Raw genomic sequence first — 16,740 nt, 5'->3', positions numbered from 1 at the left:
CGGCTTGGGGATTTTCAGCCAATTGCTGGCCCTTATAGCTTTCCAGATTGGTATAAAAAACAAATCCTTGCTGGTCAAAATCCTTCAAAAGCACCATGCGCACGTCCGGCAGACCCGTCGTGTCGGCGGTCGCCAATGCCATCGCATTGGGATCATTTATCTCCTTTTCCTTGGCCTCTTTCAGCCATGTGCCAAACAGCTCAAATGGGTCAGAATCAGGGTCGAGCATAGGCACGGTATCGACAGCTGCGGCTTGATACTCGGCCTCAGACGGGGTCGGGGGGATCAGGGTGTTGGAGGTCATGAGCGCTATGTAGTGCACCGCCTGCCAATCGCCAACTCGCGGCCTCAAATGGACCTCACGGGGACTTGAAGAATTGCGCTGCCATGCCTGCAGAAATCACGCGTCAAAAGATGAAATTTAACGATCGAATTTACACGTCGTTAACCGTGCCGAGGCGATGGTCTGCCGATGTCTTCACCCTATGCCATCCTCGGGCTTGAGCCCAATGCTGATCCCCGTGCCGCCAAGGCCGCGTTTCATGCTGTCGCTAAATCCTGCCACCCCGATGTGAATTCGGACCCCCAGGCACGACAACGCTTTGAAGAGGCCCGTGAAGCTTACCGTGTGATCACCTTGGGTGCGGCTTCGGCAGATATTGGCCGCGTCGGCAGCCCGCGTGCTGGTCGCATGACGGAAATTGATCTTGAAGTTTCGGTTTGGATCGCGGCTCGGGGCGGTTCTGTCAAAGGCTCCTGCCCGCTGGGTAAAGCCAGTGTCCGTGTCCCGGCTGGTGCACGATCTGGCGACCGCATCATTGCCCGCATTGGCAAGACGGATGTGGCGTGCGTGATCCGTATTGAAGACACCGACGGTTTTGAGATTGATGGCGGCAACATCGTGACCACACTGACGCTTTCGGCTGCCCAAGCGAAGTCTGGCGGTGGGGTTGAGATCGAAACACCCATGGGTCGTTTACGCCTGAATGTACCCAAAGAAACCCAAGACGGTGACCGCCTTTTGGTCGCTGGCCGCGGCTTGCCCGCCACCAATGGCAGGCCCGCAGGGGACCTCTATCTTGACGTCGAAATCATCGAAACCATGACAGATCGTGCGGTGGCAGCCTTGGACAAAATCCTTGCCAAAGCCCGTCGCCCGCGCGCTGGCGGTGGCCTATTCGGTCAAGATCAAGTCGCCTAAGGGTGCGCTAAACCGGCTTTAAAAAGATTACTTCGGCTGCGCCATAACTGCGGCTATCAATTGTTTCATAGCCTTCAGCCTGAAGCGGAACCTCGCCTCGACCGCGCTCCAGCATGATGAGCGCCTCATCGTGCAACCAGCCCTGCCGCAACCCTTTAAGTGCCGCCACATCAAAGCCTTTGGCATAGGGCGGATCAAGAAACACCAAATCAAAAGGGCCATTGGCTGAGGCAGGCATCGCCCCCAAATCCGTCGCATCACGCTTCCAGACGCGGCTTATGCCTTGGGCCGAACATGCCTCAATATTGGTTGCGAGAGCCGCCCTCGCCGCGGGGTCGGTATCGACGAATAAACAATGTGCTGCGCCGCGTGATAAGGCCTCCAAGCCCAGCCCGCCTGTTCCGGCAAATAAATCCAGCACCTTCGCGCCCGCTAGGCCGGACGACCATGGCGCGTGCTCCAAGATATTGAAAATAGCTTGACGCGCCCGATCCGAGGTAGGCCTTGTTGCATCCCCGGCAGGCGCAACCAAGGCCTTCCCTTTCCACCGCCCTGAAACAAGTCGCATAAATCCAGCCTCTAAGTCGTCTTAGCCAAATGGCGATCAAGCTTTTCGTGCAATTGGGCAAGATGTTGACGCAGCATGGCAATTTCATGCTCGGCCTTCACATTGACCTCATAATCCATACGGGTGGTCAGGCGATCTTTCTCGGCTTGGCGATTTTGGGCCATCATGATGATGGGCGCTTGGATGGCTGCCAGCATCGATAGGATCAGGTTCAAGAAAATGAAAGGATAGGGGTCAAAGCGGGCTTGACCGTGCAAAATGACCAAGTTCAACAGCGCCCAGATGAACAGAAAAATACCAAAACTGATCACAAAACCCCACGAACCGCCGACTTCCGCGACCCGATCTGCCAGCCTCTGTCCAAAAGTGGTTTGCAACTCAAATGCTTCGTTTGCATCCTGTGTGCTATGAACCCGGTGCGCAATGGCGCACACCAAAGCTTGGTCCTTCGCAGAAAGTCGCGCAAACCCACCCTCTTCGAGGAGGATTTGGCCCAACATATGCGCCTGGCTAGGGGGCAGATCAGCAGGAATTGTCGCTGAAGTGTAAGATTGGGTCATGATGGGGGCTCCAAATCAGGCTAATCATCTCTATATGACAGAGATGCGAACCACAATTTTTTAGGATCGGTCCCATGGCAGCAGTCACCATCTATACCAAGTATTTTTGCCCCTATTGCGAGCGGGCCTTAGCTCTTTTGGAAAAGAAGGGTGCCGATATCACCAATATCGAAGCCGCTTCCAATCCAGAGATCCGCGCCAAGATGAATGAATTATCGGGGCGCAACACGTTTCCACAAATTTTCATCGGCGGAACCCATATTGGCGGCTGCGATGACTTGATGGCACTGGAGGCCAAGGGTGGCCTCGATCCACTCTTGAGCGCCTAGCCTTGGTTAAGGTCGCGCTCCTCCAATTGCGCACGCCGGCACGCTTGGATGCCGCGCGTGCACAGCTTGAACCCTTATTGACCCGCGCCGCCAAGGCTGGGGCCAAGCTGATCGTGACACCCGAAGGCACCAATATCCTACAACGCGACCGGGCCCGCTTTGATGAAGCGGCCCTTTTTGAGGATGAGCCAGAGGCGCTGGATTGGTATGGTGAACAAGCCAAGGCCCATGGCGTGCATCTGCTCATCGGCTCGGCCCTGTTAAAGCGGCGCAGCGGCAAAGCAGCCAATCGCAGCCATTTGTTTGGCCCAGACGGCAGCCTCTTGGCCACCTATGACAAAATTCATCTGTTCGACGTGAATTTGGGTGCCGGGCAAGAAACACGCGAAAGCCATGCCTATGAGCCGGGCGACAAAGCGGTCGTGGTGGAAACAGACTTTGGCACGTTGGGCCTGACCATTTGCTATGATGTGCGCTTCCCACATTTGTATCGGGACTTGGCAAAAGCCGGTGCCCAGATCATCGCGGTACCCGCAGCCTTTACTGCCCCCACCGGCAAAGCGCATTGGCATACGTTGTTGCGCGCCCGCGCGATTGAGACGGGTGCCTTCATTCTTGCCGCCGCCCAAGGTGGTAATCATGAAGATGGCCGCGCCACTTTCGGCCACAGTCTGATTATTTCGCCATGGGGTGAAATCATTGGTGAACTTCCTCACGATAATCTGGGTGTGTTGTTTGCCGAACTCGATCTCGAGCGCGTCAGCAGCGCCCGTGAAAAAATTCCCTGTTTGACCCATGACCGTGACTATCAAAGCCCATGATTAAATATGCGCTTCGCTGTGATCAGGCCCATGATTGGGAGGCCTGGTTTGATTCCATCTCAGGCTATGAGGCCCAGGTCGAACGCGGCTTGGTTGAATGCCCCGTATGTGGCTCAAAGGCCGTTGAAAAAGCGCCAATGGCCCCAGCAGTCCTGTCGTCAAAATCAGACCGCCCTGCCCCACCTGCCGCTGCGGACGCCCCGGTGCCGCTGGCCAATGGCCCGGATACATTAAGCTTGCCAGAGCCCGTCAAAGCCTTCTTCCAGGGCTGGAAGGAACATATCGAGAAGAATTACGATTATGTTGGCGACGCCTTTGCCAAAGAAGTGCGCGCCATGCATGAAGGCGAGACAGAAGAGCGCCTCGTCTATGGCCAAGCGACGGCCAAAGAAGCCAAAGAGCTGATTGAGGATGGTATTTCCGTCGCACCCTTGCCTGCACTTGCAACCCCAAAGCCCGTCCGCGGGTATCATTAAGGCGCCAGACTTTGGCTGTGGGTGGACCCCCCTCAGCAATTGACAGCCAAGCCCATGTGTCTGACTCTCCATCTTTCGAAGAGGGAGAATGGGCATGAATCGACGCGATCTATTGGCACTTGGGTCGGCGAGCCTATTGGGCGGGCCGGTTCTCGCCTCAAGCCCCTCAACCCGTACCATTTTAACGGGCGGCCCCATCTATACAGGCGTGGGGGCCCAAGCCCCCGCGCAGGCGATTGCGATTGAGGGCAGTCGAATTGTGGCGGTGGGCAGCTTGCGCGCGGTTCGCGCCGCCCTGCCGCGTGCTAAGGAGATTGATCTGGCCGGGGCAGCCGCTCTACCGGGCCTCGTCGACAGCCACGCCCATATGACGGGGATTGGCTTGCGTGAAATGACGTTGAACCTTGATAGCGTCAAATCCATTGCCGAGCTTCAAGCCAAGCTTGCCACTTGGGCGGCGCAAAATCCAACGGGGCCAATTGCCGGGCGTGGCTGGATTGAAACCCATTGGCCCGAAGGCCGTTTCCCAACCCGCCAAGATGTGGATGCGATTGTGCCAGACAGGCCCTTGCTTTTGGGTCGTTCTGATGGCCATGCCGCGTTGGCAAATTCGGCCTTGCTGAAACTGGCCGGGATTGATGCAAGCACCCAAAGCCCTGCTGGCGGGCAAATCTTGAAAGATGCCTCGGGCGAGCCAACAGGCATGCTGATTGATAATGCCCAAGCTCTGGTTGAAAGCCGGATGCCAACGGCAACGCCAGACATGATCCGCCAAGCCTTGGTCAAGGCAGACCGCCTTTATACCTCACGTGGATGGACGGGACTGCATAATATGAGCGTATCGGGTGAGGATTTGATCGCATTGAAGGCGCTGGCGCTCTCTGGCGAGGTCCAACTGCGGGTCGATAATTATCTCGACATTCCTTTTGCAGCCGATGTCTTGCGACGCGGGCCCAGTGTGGATGCCACCGGCCGGATCAGCACGCGCGGGGTGAAAATCTATTCCGATGGGGCTTTGGGCTCTCGCGGGGCGGCCCTGCTTGCACCCTATGCGGATGCACCAGATTCAGAAGGCCTATTGTTGACACCAGAAGCGCACGTGCTGGCTGTACTCGAACGAGCGAAAAAGTCCGGTGCCCAAGTGGCCATGCATGCTATTGGCGACCGCGGCAATCGGCAGAGCCTTGACTGGTTTGAAAAAGTGTTGGGCCATGCCAAAACCAATCGCCGCTGGCGGATTGAGCACGCACAAGTGGTCTCGCCACCCGATATGCCACGCTTTGCGAAACTGGGCGTGATCGCCTCGATGCAGCCGTCCCACGCCATTGGCGACCTGTTCTTTGCCCCAGCGCGTTTGGGTCCAGACCGCCTTAAGGGGGCCTATGCTTGGACTAGCCTATTGAAGACGGGTGCCGTTGTATGCGGCGGCTCTGATGCGCCGGTTGAACAAGGCGATCCACGTATTGAATTCTACGCGGCCATCTATCGCCATGCGCTCAATGGCTATGTCGGCCCGGATTGGGGATTGGAGGAGCGCGTCTCCCGTCAGCAAGCCCTCACCATGTTCACGCGATCTGCTGCCTATGCCGTGGGTGCCGAACGCAGCCGGGGCACATTGGCCGTCGGCCAAGCCGCCAGCATCAGCGTCTTCTCGCGTGACTTTATGGCCGCTAAGCCCGCCGACATTCTCGACGCCAAAACCGTCCTCACCATGGTCGACGGCAAGATTGTTTATGAGGGCTAGGGGCGGGTTAGGCGTCGTGATTGTTTAGATTCTATAGACGTTAAACGCCGTATTTTTGATCTCACTGCCAGCGAAGTGCATCTCTTGGATAAGCTTGCGATTGACCTGTCGCTTTGAAAGTCCAAGCGGGCCAATCTTGACCAAGAATCGACCACAATCGCTTAAATGTAAGTTCAGGATCTGCTTATCAGTTCCAAGTTCAATATGTGCGAGAATTCCCTGATAGCCTAGAAATACCCCTCCTTCGCCAATGTTGGTCACAACAAACACAGACACAGCCAATTTTTCTGCGCCCTCTTCTGTCGACTTATCGATAATTGATGACAGCCAACCATAGGATCGGCGCCGAAACCATTTACGAATGCTGACCAGTCTTGAAGCGATTTCAGCCAAAGCCATGGCTATAACACTCGCCATAGCGATCAAGAAGAATGGACCATCCAACTCAAGTTGTGGCCGAACATGAGCGGACCACAGAATTGGCAAAAGCCAAGTCTCGATATCAAGAGTTATGGACGACTCTATTCTAACAAGCGGATATAGAGCGTCATTCACAGCCTCACAGGCGATCAAAGTTGCGTATGCGATAAATGAGATAAAGGTGAAATAACCAAGTGCCTCAACCGAAGTGGTTGGCGGCGGCGCGACGGTTAGCTCTCGACGCAAAGTTCGAAATCGAAACCAAAAATTACCGATTAAACCGGGCAACAAAAACAACAAACCCCAGATAAAGCTGGGCGCTAAATTCATCCGTCACTTCGCTCTAAAGCTGGCTTAACTGTATTCTTATGCGGTGCCTTTGGTTGGCGGCTGACAACCAAAATACCGTCTTCTGTCAGTGTCGATGCTTTGTGGATCGCGGTCCAACTTCCGAACTCCAGAAGTAGTTCTCGCATCTTTCTTACAGCTTCAGCATCATTCATTGGCATGAAGACTACCTTACATCATTTTTTGCATCAAACAAGAAAAACTTGGGTCCGATCACCCACCCCCTGCAATCCATCCCGTCAGCCACTTGGCGTTGGGGCCATGGCTGCCTATAGATTTGCCAACACAATTCTAAGCGGCACGTCAGGTGCCTGGACGGGAAGTTATGGCTAGCGTTAACGACATTCGGACCGCGTTTTTGGACTTTTTCAAATCCAAGGGTCATACAATCATGGCCTCGAGCCCGCTGGTGCCACATAATGACCCGACCTTGATGTTCACCAATGCCGGCATGGTGCAGTTCAAGAACGTGTTCACGGGGGCCGAAAACCCACCCCAACCACCACGTGCGGTGACAAGCCAGAAGTGCGTCCGCGCAGGTGGTAAGCACAATGACCTCGACAATGTCGGCTATACGGCGCGCCACCATACGTTCTTTGAAATGCTGGGCAATTTTTCATTCGGCGATTATTTCAAAGAAGATGCCATCAGCCATGCGTGGGAGCTGTTGACCAAGGATTTTGGCATTAATCCAGCCAAACTGATCGTGACGGTTTATCACACCGATGATGAGGCGCGCGCTCTGTGGCGCAAGATTGCGGGCCTTTCTGATGACCGCATCATCTCCATCCCCACCAGCGATAATTTCTGGTCGATGGGCGATACGGGCCCTTGTGGGCCCTGCAGCGAAATCTTCTATGACCATGGCGACCATATTTGGGGTGGCGTGCCGGGCAGTGCCGAAGAAGATGGTGATCGCTGGATTGAGATTTGGAACCTCGTCTTCATGCAGTTTGAGCGCCATGCCGATGGCAGCCAAACCAGCCTGCCCAAGCCCAGCATTGATACCGGCATGGGGCTAGAGCGGGTGTCGGCCGTCCTGCAGGGCGTGCACGAAAATTATGACATCGACTTGTTCAAAACCCTGATCGCGGCATCTGAAAACCTGACGGGGGTTAAAGCAGAAGGCGATAAGCGCGCCAGCCACCGCGTGATTGCCGACCATATTCGCGCCTCCAGCTTCTTGATCGCCGATGGGGTTACACCTTCCAATGAAGGACGCGGCTATGTGCTGCGCCGTATCATGCGCCGCGCCATGCGCCATGCCCATATGCTGGGAGCAAGTGAGCCATTGCTGCACCGCTTGGCCCCGGTTCTGATCCAAGAAATGGGCGGCGCTTATTCAGAACTGCGCCGCGCAGAAGCTTTCATCACCTCAACGCTCGAACAAGAAGAAGTGCGCTTCCGCCGTACTTTGGGTCGCGGTCTATCCTTGCTTGAAGAAGAAAGCGCAGGCCTGTCCAAAGGCCAAGAATTGTCAGGCAAGGCTGCCTTCCAGCTCTATGACACCTATGGCTTCCCCGTAGATTTGACGCAAGACGTGCTGCGCGCACGCGGGATCGGCGTCGATATGGCAGGCTTCAACGCCGCCATGGACGAGCAAAAGGCTTTGGCACGGGCTGCTTGGGCTGGCAGTGGCGAAGCTGGCACCGATGCCATTTGGTTGACCTTGAAGGATGAACAAGGCGGCAGCGAATTCTTGGGCTATAGCCAAAGCGAAGCCAGTGGCCAGTTGGCTGCCATCATTGTGGGTGGCGCGAAAGTTGATGCGCTGGCCAAAGGTGACAGTGGCGAGCTCGTCTTCAACCAAACCCCCTTCTATGCCGAAAGCGGTGGTCAAGCAGGCGATCACGGTGTGATCCGCTTTGATAATGGTGCCGTTTTCGAAGTCGAAGACACGTTAAAGCGCGCCGGGGCCATCCATGGCCATAAGGGCAAATTGGTAGAAGGCGCGATCAAAGTGGGCGATGCGGCGCTCTTGTCCATCGACACCGCCCGCCGCAATGCCATCCGCGCCAACCACAGCGCCACACACTTGATGCACGCCGCGCTGCAAAACGTCTTGGGCCCGCATGTAACGCAAAAGGGCTCTCTGGTGGAAGCTGATCGCTTGCGCTTTGACTTTGCCCATGGTGCAGGCCTCTCGCGGGCAGAGATTGATGCCATTGAGGCTGAGGTCAACGCGGTCGTGCGGCAAAACACCGAGGCCTCCACCCGTTTGATGACGCCGGATGAAGCGATTGCTGAAGGCGCTATGGCGCTGTTTGGCGAGAAATATGGCGATGAAGTCCGCGTGCTGGCCATGGGTCGCAAACTGGACCATGCGCCCAAATCCTATTCGGTCGAATTGTGCGGCGGCACCCATGTGAGCCGCACAGGCGATATTGGAAGCTTTGTGATCGTCTCAGAAGGGGCGGTTGCTGCGGGCGTCCGCCGGATTGAAGCCGCCACGGGCCAAGCCGCTTTGGATCACCTCAAGGCCGAAGCCGCCATTGCGCGCGCCGCGGCAGAGCCCTTGAAAGCCCAATTGCCCGACCTGCCCGCGCGGATCGAAGCGATGATTGCAGAGCGTAAACGGCTGGAAAAAGAACTGACCGATGCCAAGCAAAAGCGTGCCTTGGGCGGCGGCGGTGGCGCTGCGGCGGCGATTGAAGAGATCAAGGGCGTCAAGCTCGACGCCCGCATTCTCGATGGGATCGGGGCAAAGGACTTGCGCCCCATGGTCAATGAGGCGATCCAAAAGCTGGGCACTGGGGTTGTGGCCTATGTCGCGGCCGCCGATGGTAAAGCGGCGATTGCGGTGGCCAGCACGGTCGCCAGCGTCAGCGCGGTCGATCTCGTGAAGGCGGCCGTGGCGGCCATGGGCGGGCAAGGCGGTGGCGGCAAGCCCGACTTTGCCCAAGGGGGTGCGCCAACGGCAGATGCCGCTGCAGCTGGTTTAGACGCCGTCAAAGCGGCGATGGCCAGCTAGATGAAATCGCTCGACTTTCTGATCCTCATCCCAACCGATCCCACCTATGTGCCGAGCGAGGCGCAAGCCGAAGCCGGGGCCGACGCGCTGGAGGCCTTGTTGCCGCGCGCGCAGGAAGTCACCTATGACATGTTTGACGATGTGCGCTTCATCGATGCGGGTGAAGCCTTTGAAGCCATCACCTGCCCCCTGTGCGGCAAGGACGCGCAAGCTTGGTGGGAAGGCGCGATGGATCAAGCAGCGGAAACCGAGTTTGAGGATTTGTCCGTGACAGCCACCTGTTGCGGCGGGGCAACCAATCTCAATGCCCTCACCTATCAACCCGCCGCCGCCTTTGGCCGCTTCACCTTGGTTGCCACCAATGCCGGTGTTGGCAAATTGGCGGCCGAAGCCCTTGTGCCCGTGGAGACAGCGCTGGGCTGTAAGGTGCGGGTGGTACGGCAGAAGGTTTAGGCACCGGCCCCCAATAATTTTTTCCCCAAACACCCGAATTGGCCCTTGCGCTTCGTGGCGGGCCACCACACATGCACAGCATGACTGACGAACACGCCACCACCACTTCGACCGAAGCACCAAACTCCACCCCTGCCCGCTTTGCGAGCTTTGAGGAGTTTTATCCCTTTTATCTGTCTGAGCACCAAAATGTGATCAGCCGCCGCCTCCATATTGTGGGCACGGGCCTTGTCTGTCTGTGTTTGCTCAATGTCGTTCTTTGGGGCGTCGTCGGCGGGTTTGAATATTTGGTCGCAGCCCCCATTATCGGCTATGGCTTTGCTTGGGTTGGCCATTTCTTCTTTGAAAAGAATAAGCCCGCCACCTTCACCTATCCAGCTTGGAGCCTGATGGGCGACTTCAAGATGTTTGGTGAAACCATAAGCGGCAAACGCCCCTTCTAGGCAGCCAAAGCGCCACACAACATTGTGCGGGGGCAAGCTTCATGCATTGCCCCCTCGCCCAAGCATCCCTATTTTAAAGTGATGCTGATTCTTCTCTCCCCCGCTAAAAACCTAAACTATGAGCCGGTCGAGCTAGAGCTTCCGGCCACCAAGCCGCGTCTCGAGGCCGATATTGCCGCCCTTGCCAAAGTAACGGCCAAGCTGAAGCGATCAGAGATCGCCAAGCTGATGCATGTGTCAGACAATTTGGCTGAGCTGAACTATCAGCGCTTTCAGGCTTTTGATCCGGCACTGGAAGGGCCAGAGGTATTGCAGGCAGCCCTCGCCTTTAATGGCGACGTTTATCAAGGCTTGCAGGCACGCGATTTAAGTGCGGAAGACCTGAATTGGGCGCAAGATCATGTGCGCATCCTATCTGGCCTTTATGGCCTCTTGCGCCCGCTCGATGTGATCGCGCCCTATCGGCTAGAGATGGGCACGCGGCTGAAAACCAAGCGCGGGGAAAGCCTCTATGATTTCTGGGGTGACCGTTTGTCCAAGGCCATCAATGCCGATTTAACAGGCCAACCTACACCTACGGTCTTGAACCTCGCCTCCACCGAATATTTCAGTGCCGTCTCGAAAAAGGCTTTGAAGGCGCGGGTCATTACCGCGAATTTCAAAGAGATTAAGGATGGCGAGGCCCGCGTTTTGAGCTTTTATGCCAAGCGCGCACGCGGCACGATGGCCCGCTTCTGCATCGAAAATCGGATCACCGACCCTGAAGGCATCAAGGCTTTTGATCGGGATGGCTATCGCTTTGACGAGACAAGCTCCAAGCCCGACACCTGGGTGTTTTCGCGGCCGCAACCTCCCGGCAAAGTGGGCTGACTTTGATGAGCAAACCTTCCCTCAATATTGCGCTGCAAGGTGGCGGCTCGCACGGGGCCTTTGCATGGGGGATTTTAGATGGCCTGTTGGAAGAAGGCCGATTTGATATTGCCGCCATCACTGCCACCAGTGCCGGGGCGATGAATGCTGTCGTTTGCGCCGATGGGCTGCGGAAAGGCGGCAATCCAGGTGCGCGCGAGGCGCTTAACAGGTTTTGGGAGAAAATCAGCACCGCGCGCGGCCCCTTTAGCCCGGTCAGCCTGAATGCCATTCGCAAAGCCTTTGACCCATTTGGCCTCTTTAAGGCGGCAAGCTTTCAATGGTTTGATGCATTGACCAGCGTCGCCAGCCCCTATGAGTTTAATCCGTGGAATTTCAACCCGTTGCGCGATACTCTTCAGGATGTGGTTGACTTTGAACACTTGGTGAAAGACCCGCCTTTCAAGCTTTTCATCGCTGCCACCAATGTGAAAAGTGGGCGGGCAAAAGTGTTTCGGACCCATGAGGTCAGCGCCGATGTGGCCTTAGCTTCGGCCTGCTTGCCCTATTTGTTCCAAGCGGTTGAAGTCGATGGGGAAGCCTATTGGGATGGCGGCTATATGGCCAATCCGGCGCTGTGGCCACTCTTTTACGAGGCGGGGCTGCCCGATGATGTGCTGTTATGCGCCCTCAACCCCCAGTCGCTCGACACCGTGCCCAAGACCAGCGCGGCCATTATGGACCGGCTGAACGAGATCACCTTCAATGCCAGCCTGATTGCCGAATTGCGCGCCATCGCCTTTGTCCAGCGTTTGTTGGAAGATGAGGAGATGGGCGACAAATTGAAGGACCGCTATCGGGCGGTGAAAGTCCATGCGATCAAGGCCGATGATGCGCTGAAAGGTCTTGGCGCTGCCAGCAAATTCAATACCGACTGGGATTTTCTAACTGGTCTGCGCGATCAGGGCCGGGCGGCTTGGCATGCTTGGTCTAAGTCCCATGGCACAGCGGTGGGCCACCACAGCACAGTAGATTTAGCCAAAGACTTTCTTGACCGCTAAGCTTGGGTGTCTCCGGCCTCTTCGCCTTCGCCCAGCACCCGACCTTTGGTTTCAGGCAAGAAGGCAATCGCGATCAAGGCCAGAACCACCATGGGCATGATGGCAATTAAGGCATGGCCCAAGCCGCCCAATACCGGAATCAGGAAAGCAACCAAACTGCCGCCCAAAATCGCACCGCTTGAGGCACCAATCTCGGATGTGCCAGCAACAGTTGCCCGCGCCTTAGTGGGGATGAGCTCTGTCATAGTTGCCCGCAGCGCAACCGAGGCAGCAAACCACGCCATGTACCCGATGCTCAGCGCCCCGCCGACAAAGCCAAATGTGCTGTTGAGATAAACGCCTGAGAGACCCAGCACGCAGATCAAGGTCGCAATCATGGCAACTGGCTTGCGGCCAAATCGGTCTGCCAGTCGCCCGCCCAAAAAGGTTCCGACAAGACCAATCAGGCCCGCTGCAAAGGAGACAAGCGCCACTTGGCTCGGCTCCCACTTGGCGACCGATTGTAGATATTGAGAATTATAGGACAAAGCGGGCGAGATCGGCAGCCAGAATAGAAAATAGGCGATCCCGATTAACAGCACCGGTCGTCGATGAATCCGGATCAGCTCAAATTGATTGGCTTGCTTGGCCTGATTTGCGGCGAGGAAAGCAGCGCTTTCTGGAAGTGCCAAACGCCAAATGATGGACAAAAGCGCGGGCACCGCCCCTGCCGCATACATCCAGCGCCAGGCATCGGGCTGGTCGGCAAAACTGCCATAGACCGCCAATGCCACCCCGTCGCCAGAGGCCCCCAGCAAGGACAAGAGCCCCAGCATCCAAGCCCGAGCTTGGGGTGGGGCAGCCTCTGCCAACAGCACAACCGCCAACAATTCATCGACCATGGTGAACAGGCGCGTGAAGAAAAGCCCAGTAGCCAACATCACAGGGTTCAGTGCGGCCGCGGTCAACAGCGCAGAAGCTGAAAAGCCCAAGATCGCCATGAGGAAGAGCGGCTTACGGCCAATCCGGTCTGCCATCAGGGTCAGCATCACAGCTGGGATTGCACCGACTTTGGCAAGGGTACCGATCAGGACCGAAGTCTGGTCATCATAGCCAAAAGCCTGTTGGAATTGCGGCAAGGCCAGGGTGGAAAGCTGGAAATCATAGCGACTTGCCATGAAGGCGGTGCCAACCACGAACAGTAAAAACCAGACGTCCTTGGAAATCTTCGGGCGGTTACCCGCATCAGATGGCCCGGAATGGGGTTGTGCCTCACCACTCATCTCAATTCCCTCGCTTTTAGAATATCGCACGTAGGGTTGGATGGGCTGGAAAATCCGGTCCGATTCCAAACTTCTAGATCAAAGTCTAACGCCATTCGTGCAAGCTTGTCTTCCTCAAAATATCACCCAGCCTAGCAAAGTTTCAGGCAACTGGCTCTAGGCAGGCTGCATCATCATGGCTGACCTTATTGACGCGGTCGCTGACTTGGCGCGGGACCATCACTCCGTCAGCGGGGGGGACCAGCATTTGTTTTAAAACCTCGGGCGGAGTGCTGGCCGTCAGCCACATGCGCCAGTTGTCGGGTTCTATCACCACCGGGAAGCGGTCATGCAGCGCTTTAAAGCTCTCACGGGCAGCGGTGGTAACAATGCTCATGGACAGCAACAGACCGCCCTCTTCGTCCTTGGCGGCCTCCCACAAGCCAGCAAAAGCCACGGGCTGACCATCCGACCGGGCGATGAAAAAAGGAGTGCGCTGCTTGCCGTCGCGCTTCCACTCATAAAAGCCATCAGCGGGGATCAGACAGCGCTTGCGGGCAAAGGCTGTGCGGAAGGCGGGCTTGTCGGCCACTGTCTCGCCGCGCGCATTAAACAAGGGCCCCGTTGGCGGATCTTTGGCCATCCAAGCCGGGCGCAAGCCCCAGCGCGCTTGTAAGATACGTGTATCGCCCGCCTGCCCGATTGCCACCATCGGGGCCATTTGGGTTGGGGCCACATTCCAGCGCGGGGCAAAATTCGGCCGATCAGCAGACCCAAATAGGGTTGCCATCGCATCGGGCGGTAATGTCACAGCATATCGTCCACACATGGCTTCCATGCTAGCACAAAGCCATGACCCTGGAAGCCAAACCTGTTCCCATCCCTGCGGTTGGCATTGTCTGCTTTAATGAGCTGGGCCATGTCCTTTTGATCCGTCGCGGCAATCCACCACGACAAGGCGAATGGTCCATGCCCGGTGGCAAGCTGGAGTGGGGCGAAAAGGCGATTGATGCGGCTGTGCGCGAACTGGCGGAAGAAACAGGCGTGACCGCCGAAATTCTGGGATTGATTGATGTGGTGGATGGAATTTTCACCAGCCGCACCACTGGCGATGTCACGCGCCATTATGTGCTGATCGACTATGTGGCGCGCTATCGCTCTGGTACGGTGCGGGCCGGCGATGATGCCAGTGAAGCGCGCTTTGTCGCCCTCGAGACGTTAGACAGCTTTGGCCTGTGGGACGAGACACTCCGCATCATTCACGCAGGCCATCGCCTGTGGCTTACCGCCTTGCCTTTGGCTTAAGGATTGCGCTCGCAGGCTTGGTCTTTCGGCCGCTCACCCTTTAAGCGCCACGCGAACTGACGATAGCCAAGGGGCTTATCAAAGCGATAATGCTTGGCAAACCAGGCATCAAAATCTGGATCCTCACGCAAATAGGACAAGGTATTGAAGCTAACCAAGCGATTGGCAAAGACGCGGCCATATTCTTCCACCACGACATCGGGTGGCCGACAGGTTAGGTCGGCGATATATTCACGCCGCACCCGGTCCAACTCCATTTTACGGAATGCTTCTTTCTTAGGGTCCGCTTGGGGCACTTCCAAGCCGACCAGCATCCACATGCCATAATGACGCGAAATAATCGGGCGATCGAGGATGCGCACGATGTAAAAGGCGTGTTCCGGCGAAATAGACAGAATGGCAATCCGGCTATCTTTCGGCTCATTATTCACAAACTTGCGTAAGGTTGGGAAGACAGGCTGTCCCTTGGTGAGCAAGACACGGTTGATCGGCTTATAAATCGCCTGATGTGACAGGAGGGCGAGGCCGAGAGCGGCAAGAGTGGCAACAACCCAGCGACGCTCAGCCACCATTTTTGCGCCAATACTGACCACCAACATCAAGGACAGCCCTTGAGCAGCCAACATGTGGTAACGCCACCCCTTCATCTGCAGCCAAATGGCCAGCAACATCGCCGTAAGCGTAACCAAAAGGCCTAAAGTGAGCGACCGCTTATCCCAAGCCAAAAGCGCCATGACAAAGGGGATGATAGCAAAGCTTGTGGTGCCCAAGATAAAGCTCAAGCGGCGGCTTGGCGCGAGCTGCATGACAGGACCAAAATTGGAATAAGCCACCATCACCATCGGCACGATGCGGGAGAAAAAGTCCTGCGCAAACAGGATAAGCGCGATGGTATAAAGCACCGCTGCGGCTGCCAGCCCCAAGGTTTCAAAGCGGATTGGCCGGTAGGCGCGGCGCAAGCGCGCCATCATGCAGCCTTCGATGAGCAAGGGCACCAGCACAAACACATGCTTCAGCGCAAAGCCGTAAGCGGAAAAACCCAAGGTGATCAGAAGGCCTGCCGAGGAGATTGGCTTGCCTTCCATGCGGGCCACCGCAAGGGCCGTCCACAATACTGAGGCGACGAAGAAGGCATGTTCACGCTGCCCCGTCTCGCCCAAGGGCAAAATCACATAGGACAGAGCAAAAGCCAGCAACAAGACCTGACGCTGACCCGTCGGGACCAACTCCCGCGTCAGGCGATTTAAGGTCCAGATCGCCGACATAGCCAGACCTGTCACCCCAACCACCAAGACCTGATAGGGGGCGACGCCAAGAAGTGTGCCCACATAATACCAAGGCAAAGCTGCCCAAAACCATAAGGGTGGGTTGGTCTCAATCACATCTTGATAAATGACTTTGCCATGCGCCATTTGCTCGGCCACATAGAGCCGCCAGACAATATCGCCGGTAGGCGTCAGCTGCAGCATCGACCACAAGCCCACAACCAAAATGCCGACCAACGCCAAGCCAAAGAGCGTGGTCGTAGTCGTATTGGTCGCGCTACCCGTGCGTGAGCCAGACAAAAGGGAAGTGGTAAGTGTCATGCGAGACTTGTTTGACCGGGATGCAACTGTGGGATGAAAGAGCGCGCTTTAGCAGGTTCAAAGCCAAGCTAGAACACAATTTACTGCGCAACTTTGCTCAAATAGCCGTTAAAGTAAGCAAATTTCTCATCTGACCGCAGCAAATGCATAAAATTGCAGCTAAAGCTGACTTGTTAATCCACTGTCATCCAGCCCTTTGCTAAGGGAGCGCGGTTAAGTCCATCCTTGATTTGGATGGCAGGGAGCCTGAGTGCATGGAACGTTCCGCCTATACTGAAATGGCAGCCATTGATGAAAATCACTGGTGGTACCGCGCCCGTCGGCGCATTGTGGCTGAAATGATCACGCAACATATTGCTAAGCG

The 16,740-nt window shown here is 56.4% G+C and carries 18 protein-coding genes; 11 read left to right on the top strand and 7 right to left on the bottom strand.

The features are described 5' to 3' along the window. On the bottom strand, positions 1–304 hold a 304-nt coding region (locus IOB61_RS11575), incomplete at its 3' end, for a pyridoxamine 5'-phosphate oxidase family protein (protein ID WP_290816732.1). Between the two features lie 168 nt (positions 305–472). Here IOB61_RS11575 and IOB61_RS11570 point away from each other — a divergent pair. After that, on the top strand, positions 473–1,201 hold the full coding sequence (locus IOB61_RS11570; RefSeq protein WP_290816729.1) for a DnaJ C-terminal domain-containing protein: 729 nt from the start codon (positions 473–475) through the stop codon (positions 1,199–1,201). Positions 1,202–1,208: 7 nt separating this feature from the next. Here IOB61_RS11570 and rsmD read toward each other — a convergent pair whose 3' ends face one another. Both rsmD and IOB61_RS11560 read right to left on the bottom strand, forming a co-directional pair. Beyond that, entirely contained in the window at positions 1,209–1,769 is a 561-nt protein-coding gene (gene rsmD, locus IOB61_RS11565; RefSeq protein ID WP_290816726.1) for a 16S rRNA (guanine(966)-N(2))-methyltransferase RsmD, read from the bottom strand. 11 nt (positions 1,770–1,780) lie between these two features. Then, the gene (locus IOB61_RS11560; RefSeq protein WP_290816724.1) at positions 1,781–2,329 is read right to left on the bottom strand and encodes a DUF1003 domain-containing protein; all 549 of its coding nucleotides are present in this window, start codon (positions 2,327–2,329) and stop codon (positions 1,781–1,783) included. A gap of 74 nt (positions 2,330–2,403) precedes the next feature. On the opposite strand from IOB61_RS11560, the gene grxC reads away from it, so the two are divergent. The 4 genes from grxC to IOB61_RS11540 all read left to right on the top strand — a co-directional run bounded on the left by grxC (position 2,404) and on the right by IOB61_RS11540 (position 5,699). After that, the gene (grxC, locus tag IOB61_RS11555) at positions 2,404–2,658 is read left to right on the top strand and encodes a glutaredoxin 3 (RefSeq protein WP_290816721.1); all 255 of its coding nucleotides are present in this window, start codon (positions 2,404–2,406) and stop codon (positions 2,656–2,658) included. Between the two features lie 2 nt (positions 2,659–2,660). Next, entirely contained in the window at positions 2,661–3,479 is an 819-nt protein-coding gene (locus IOB61_RS11550; protein WP_290816718.1) for a carbon-nitrogen hydrolase family protein, read from the top strand. Further along, positions 3,476–3,955, top strand: coding sequence for a DUF1178 family protein (locus tag IOB61_RS11545; protein ID WP_290816716.1), 480 nt, complete (start codon positions 3,476–3,478; stop codon positions 3,953–3,955). The genes IOB61_RS11550 and IOB61_RS11545 overlap by 4 nt, the downstream gene beginning before the upstream one ends. Positions 3,956–4,049: 94 nt before the next feature. Next, a complete protein-coding gene (locus IOB61_RS11540; protein WP_290816714.1) occupies positions 4,050–5,699 on the top strand; it encodes an amidohydrolase in 1,650 nt (549 codons plus the stop codon). 24 nt (positions 5,700–5,723) lie between these two features. Here the strand turns inward: IOB61_RS11540 and IOB61_RS11535 are convergent, their stop codons facing one another. Then, positions 5,724–6,449: a hypothetical protein gene (locus IOB61_RS11535; protein ID WP_290816712.1), complete on the bottom strand. Its 726-nt coding sequence runs from the start codon at positions 6,447–6,449 to the stop codon at positions 5,724–5,726. Positions 6,450–6,792: 343 nt separating this feature from the next. On the opposite strand from IOB61_RS11535, the gene alaS reads away from it, so the two are divergent. The 5 genes from alaS (at position 6,793) to IOB61_RS11510 (ending at position 12,244) form a co-directional block, all read left to right on the top strand. After that, positions 6,793–9,438: an alanine--tRNA ligase gene (gene alaS / locus IOB61_RS11530; RefSeq protein ID WP_290816709.1), complete on the top strand. Its 2,646-nt coding sequence runs from the start codon at positions 6,793–6,795 to the stop codon at positions 9,436–9,438. Further along, entirely contained in the window at positions 9,439–9,891 is a 453-nt protein-coding gene (locus tag IOB61_RS11525; RefSeq protein ID WP_290816707.1) for a hypothetical protein, read from the top strand. It abuts the gene before it with no gap. Positions 9,892–9,971: 80 nt separating this feature from the next. Next, positions 9,972–10,334 carry a DUF962 domain-containing protein gene (locus IOB61_RS11520; protein WP_290816705.1) on the top strand — a complete coding sequence of 121 codons (363 nt, stop codon included), beginning with the start codon at positions 9,972–9,974 and terminating at the stop codon, positions 10,332–10,334. A gap of 81 nt (positions 10,335–10,415) precedes the next feature. Beyond that, positions 10,416–11,204, top strand: coding sequence for a peroxide stress protein YaaA (gene yaaA, locus IOB61_RS11515; RefSeq protein WP_290816703.1), 789 nt, complete (start codon positions 10,416–10,418; stop codon positions 11,202–11,204). A gap of 5 nt (positions 11,205–11,209) precedes the next feature. Beyond that, a complete protein-coding gene (locus IOB61_RS11510) occupies positions 11,210–12,244 on the top strand; it encodes a patatin-like phospholipase family protein (protein WP_290816701.1) in 1,035 nt (344 codons plus the stop codon). Here IOB61_RS11510 and IOB61_RS11505 read toward each other — a convergent pair. After that, positions 12,241–13,506 carry an MFS transporter gene (locus IOB61_RS11505; protein ID WP_290816698.1) on the bottom strand — a complete coding sequence of 422 codons (1,266 nt, stop codon included), beginning with the start codon at positions 13,504–13,506 and terminating at the stop codon, positions 12,241–12,243. The two genes, IOB61_RS11510 and IOB61_RS11505, sit on opposite strands and share 4 nt — an antisense overlap. Positions 13,507–13,648: 142 nt before the next feature. Then, entirely contained in the window at positions 13,649–14,314 is a 666-nt protein-coding gene (locus IOB61_RS11500; RefSeq protein ID WP_290816696.1) for an SOS response-associated peptidase, read from the bottom strand. Positions 14,315–14,337: 23 nt separating this feature from the next. Between IOB61_RS11500 and IOB61_RS11495 the strand changes: the two genes are divergently transcribed. Then, positions 14,338–14,790 (top strand): NUDIX hydrolase, encoded by a 453-nt coding sequence (locus IOB61_RS11495; RefSeq protein WP_290816694.1) that lies wholly within the window; start codon positions 14,338–14,340, stop codon positions 14,788–14,790. Here IOB61_RS11495 and IOB61_RS11490 read toward each other — a convergent pair. Further along, the gene (locus IOB61_RS11490) at positions 14,787–16,376 is read right to left on the bottom strand and encodes a hypothetical protein (RefSeq protein WP_290816692.1); all 1,590 of its coding nucleotides are present in this window, start codon (positions 16,374–16,376) and stop codon (positions 14,787–14,789) included. The genes IOB61_RS11495 and IOB61_RS11490 overlap by 4 nt on opposite strands. Positions 16,377–16,740 lie beyond the last annotated feature (364 nt).

The sequence above is a fragment of the Aquidulcibacter sp. genome, from assembly GCF_020253525.1.
In the GTDB taxonomy this organism is placed as follows: Bacteria; Pseudomonadota; Alphaproteobacteria; order Caulobacterales; family Aquidulcibacteraceae; genus Aquidulcibacter.
Note: the sequence above shows the minus strand (reverse complement) of the source record. Positions and strands in the feature narration are given on the sequence as shown.

Bases quoted from the DNA above. Each gene is read 5' to 3' on its own strand.
- IOB61_RS11570 (WP_290816729.1), top strand. From the start codon at position 473: ATGTCTTCACCCTATGCCATCCTCGGGCTTGAGCCCAATGCTGATCCC.
- rsmD (WP_290816726.1), bottom strand. From the start codon at position 1,769: ATGCGACTTGTTTCAGGGCGGTGGAAAGGGAAGGCCTTGGTTGCGCCT.
- IOB61_RS11560 (WP_290816724.1), bottom strand. From the start codon at position 2,329: ATGACCCAATCTTACACTTCAGCGACAATTCCTGCTGATCTGCCCCCT.
- grxC (WP_290816721.1), top strand. From the start codon at position 2,404: ATGGCAGCAGTCACCATCTATACCAAGTATTTTTGCCCCTATTGCGAG.
- IOB61_RS11545 (WP_290816716.1), top strand. From the start codon at position 3,476: ATGATTAAATATGCGCTTCGCTGTGATCAGGCCCATGATTGGGAGGCC.
- IOB61_RS11540 (WP_290816714.1), top strand. From the start codon at position 4,050: ATGAATCGACGCGATCTATTGGCACTTGGGTCGGCGAGCCTATTGGGC.
- IOB61_RS11535 (WP_290816712.1), bottom strand. From the start codon at position 6,449: ATGAATTTAGCGCCCAGCTTTATCTGGGGTTTGTTGTTTTTGTTGCCC.
- alaS (WP_290816709.1), top strand. From the start codon at position 6,793: ATGGCTAGCGTTAACGACATTCGGACCGCGTTTTTGGACTTTTTCAAA.
- IOB61_RS11525 (WP_290816707.1), top strand. From the start codon at position 9,439: ATGAAATCGCTCGACTTTCTGATCCTCATCCCAACCGATCCCACCTAT.
- IOB61_RS11520 (WP_290816705.1), top strand. From the start codon at position 9,972: ATGACTGACGAACACGCCACCACCACTTCGACCGAAGCACCAAACTCC.
- yaaA (WP_290816703.1), top strand. From the start codon at position 10,416: ATGCTGATTCTTCTCTCCCCCGCTAAAAACCTAAACTATGAGCCGGTC.
- IOB61_RS11510 (WP_290816701.1), top strand. From the start codon at position 11,210: ATGAGCAAACCTTCCCTCAATATTGCGCTGCAAGGTGGCGGCTCGCAC.
- IOB61_RS11505 (WP_290816698.1), bottom strand. From the start codon at position 13,506: ATGAGTGGTGAGGCACAACCCCATTCCGGGCCATCTGATGCGGGTAAC.
- IOB61_RS11500 (WP_290816696.1), bottom strand. From the start codon at position 14,314: ATGTGTGGACGATATGCTGTGACATTACCGCCCGATGCGATGGCAACC.
- IOB61_RS11495 (WP_290816694.1), top strand. From the start codon at position 14,338: ATGACCCTGGAAGCCAAACCTGTTCCCATCCCTGCGGTTGGCATTGTC.
- IOB61_RS11490 (WP_290816692.1), bottom strand. From the start codon at position 16,376: ATGACACTTACCACTTCCCTTTTGTCTGGCTCACGCACGGGTAGCGCG.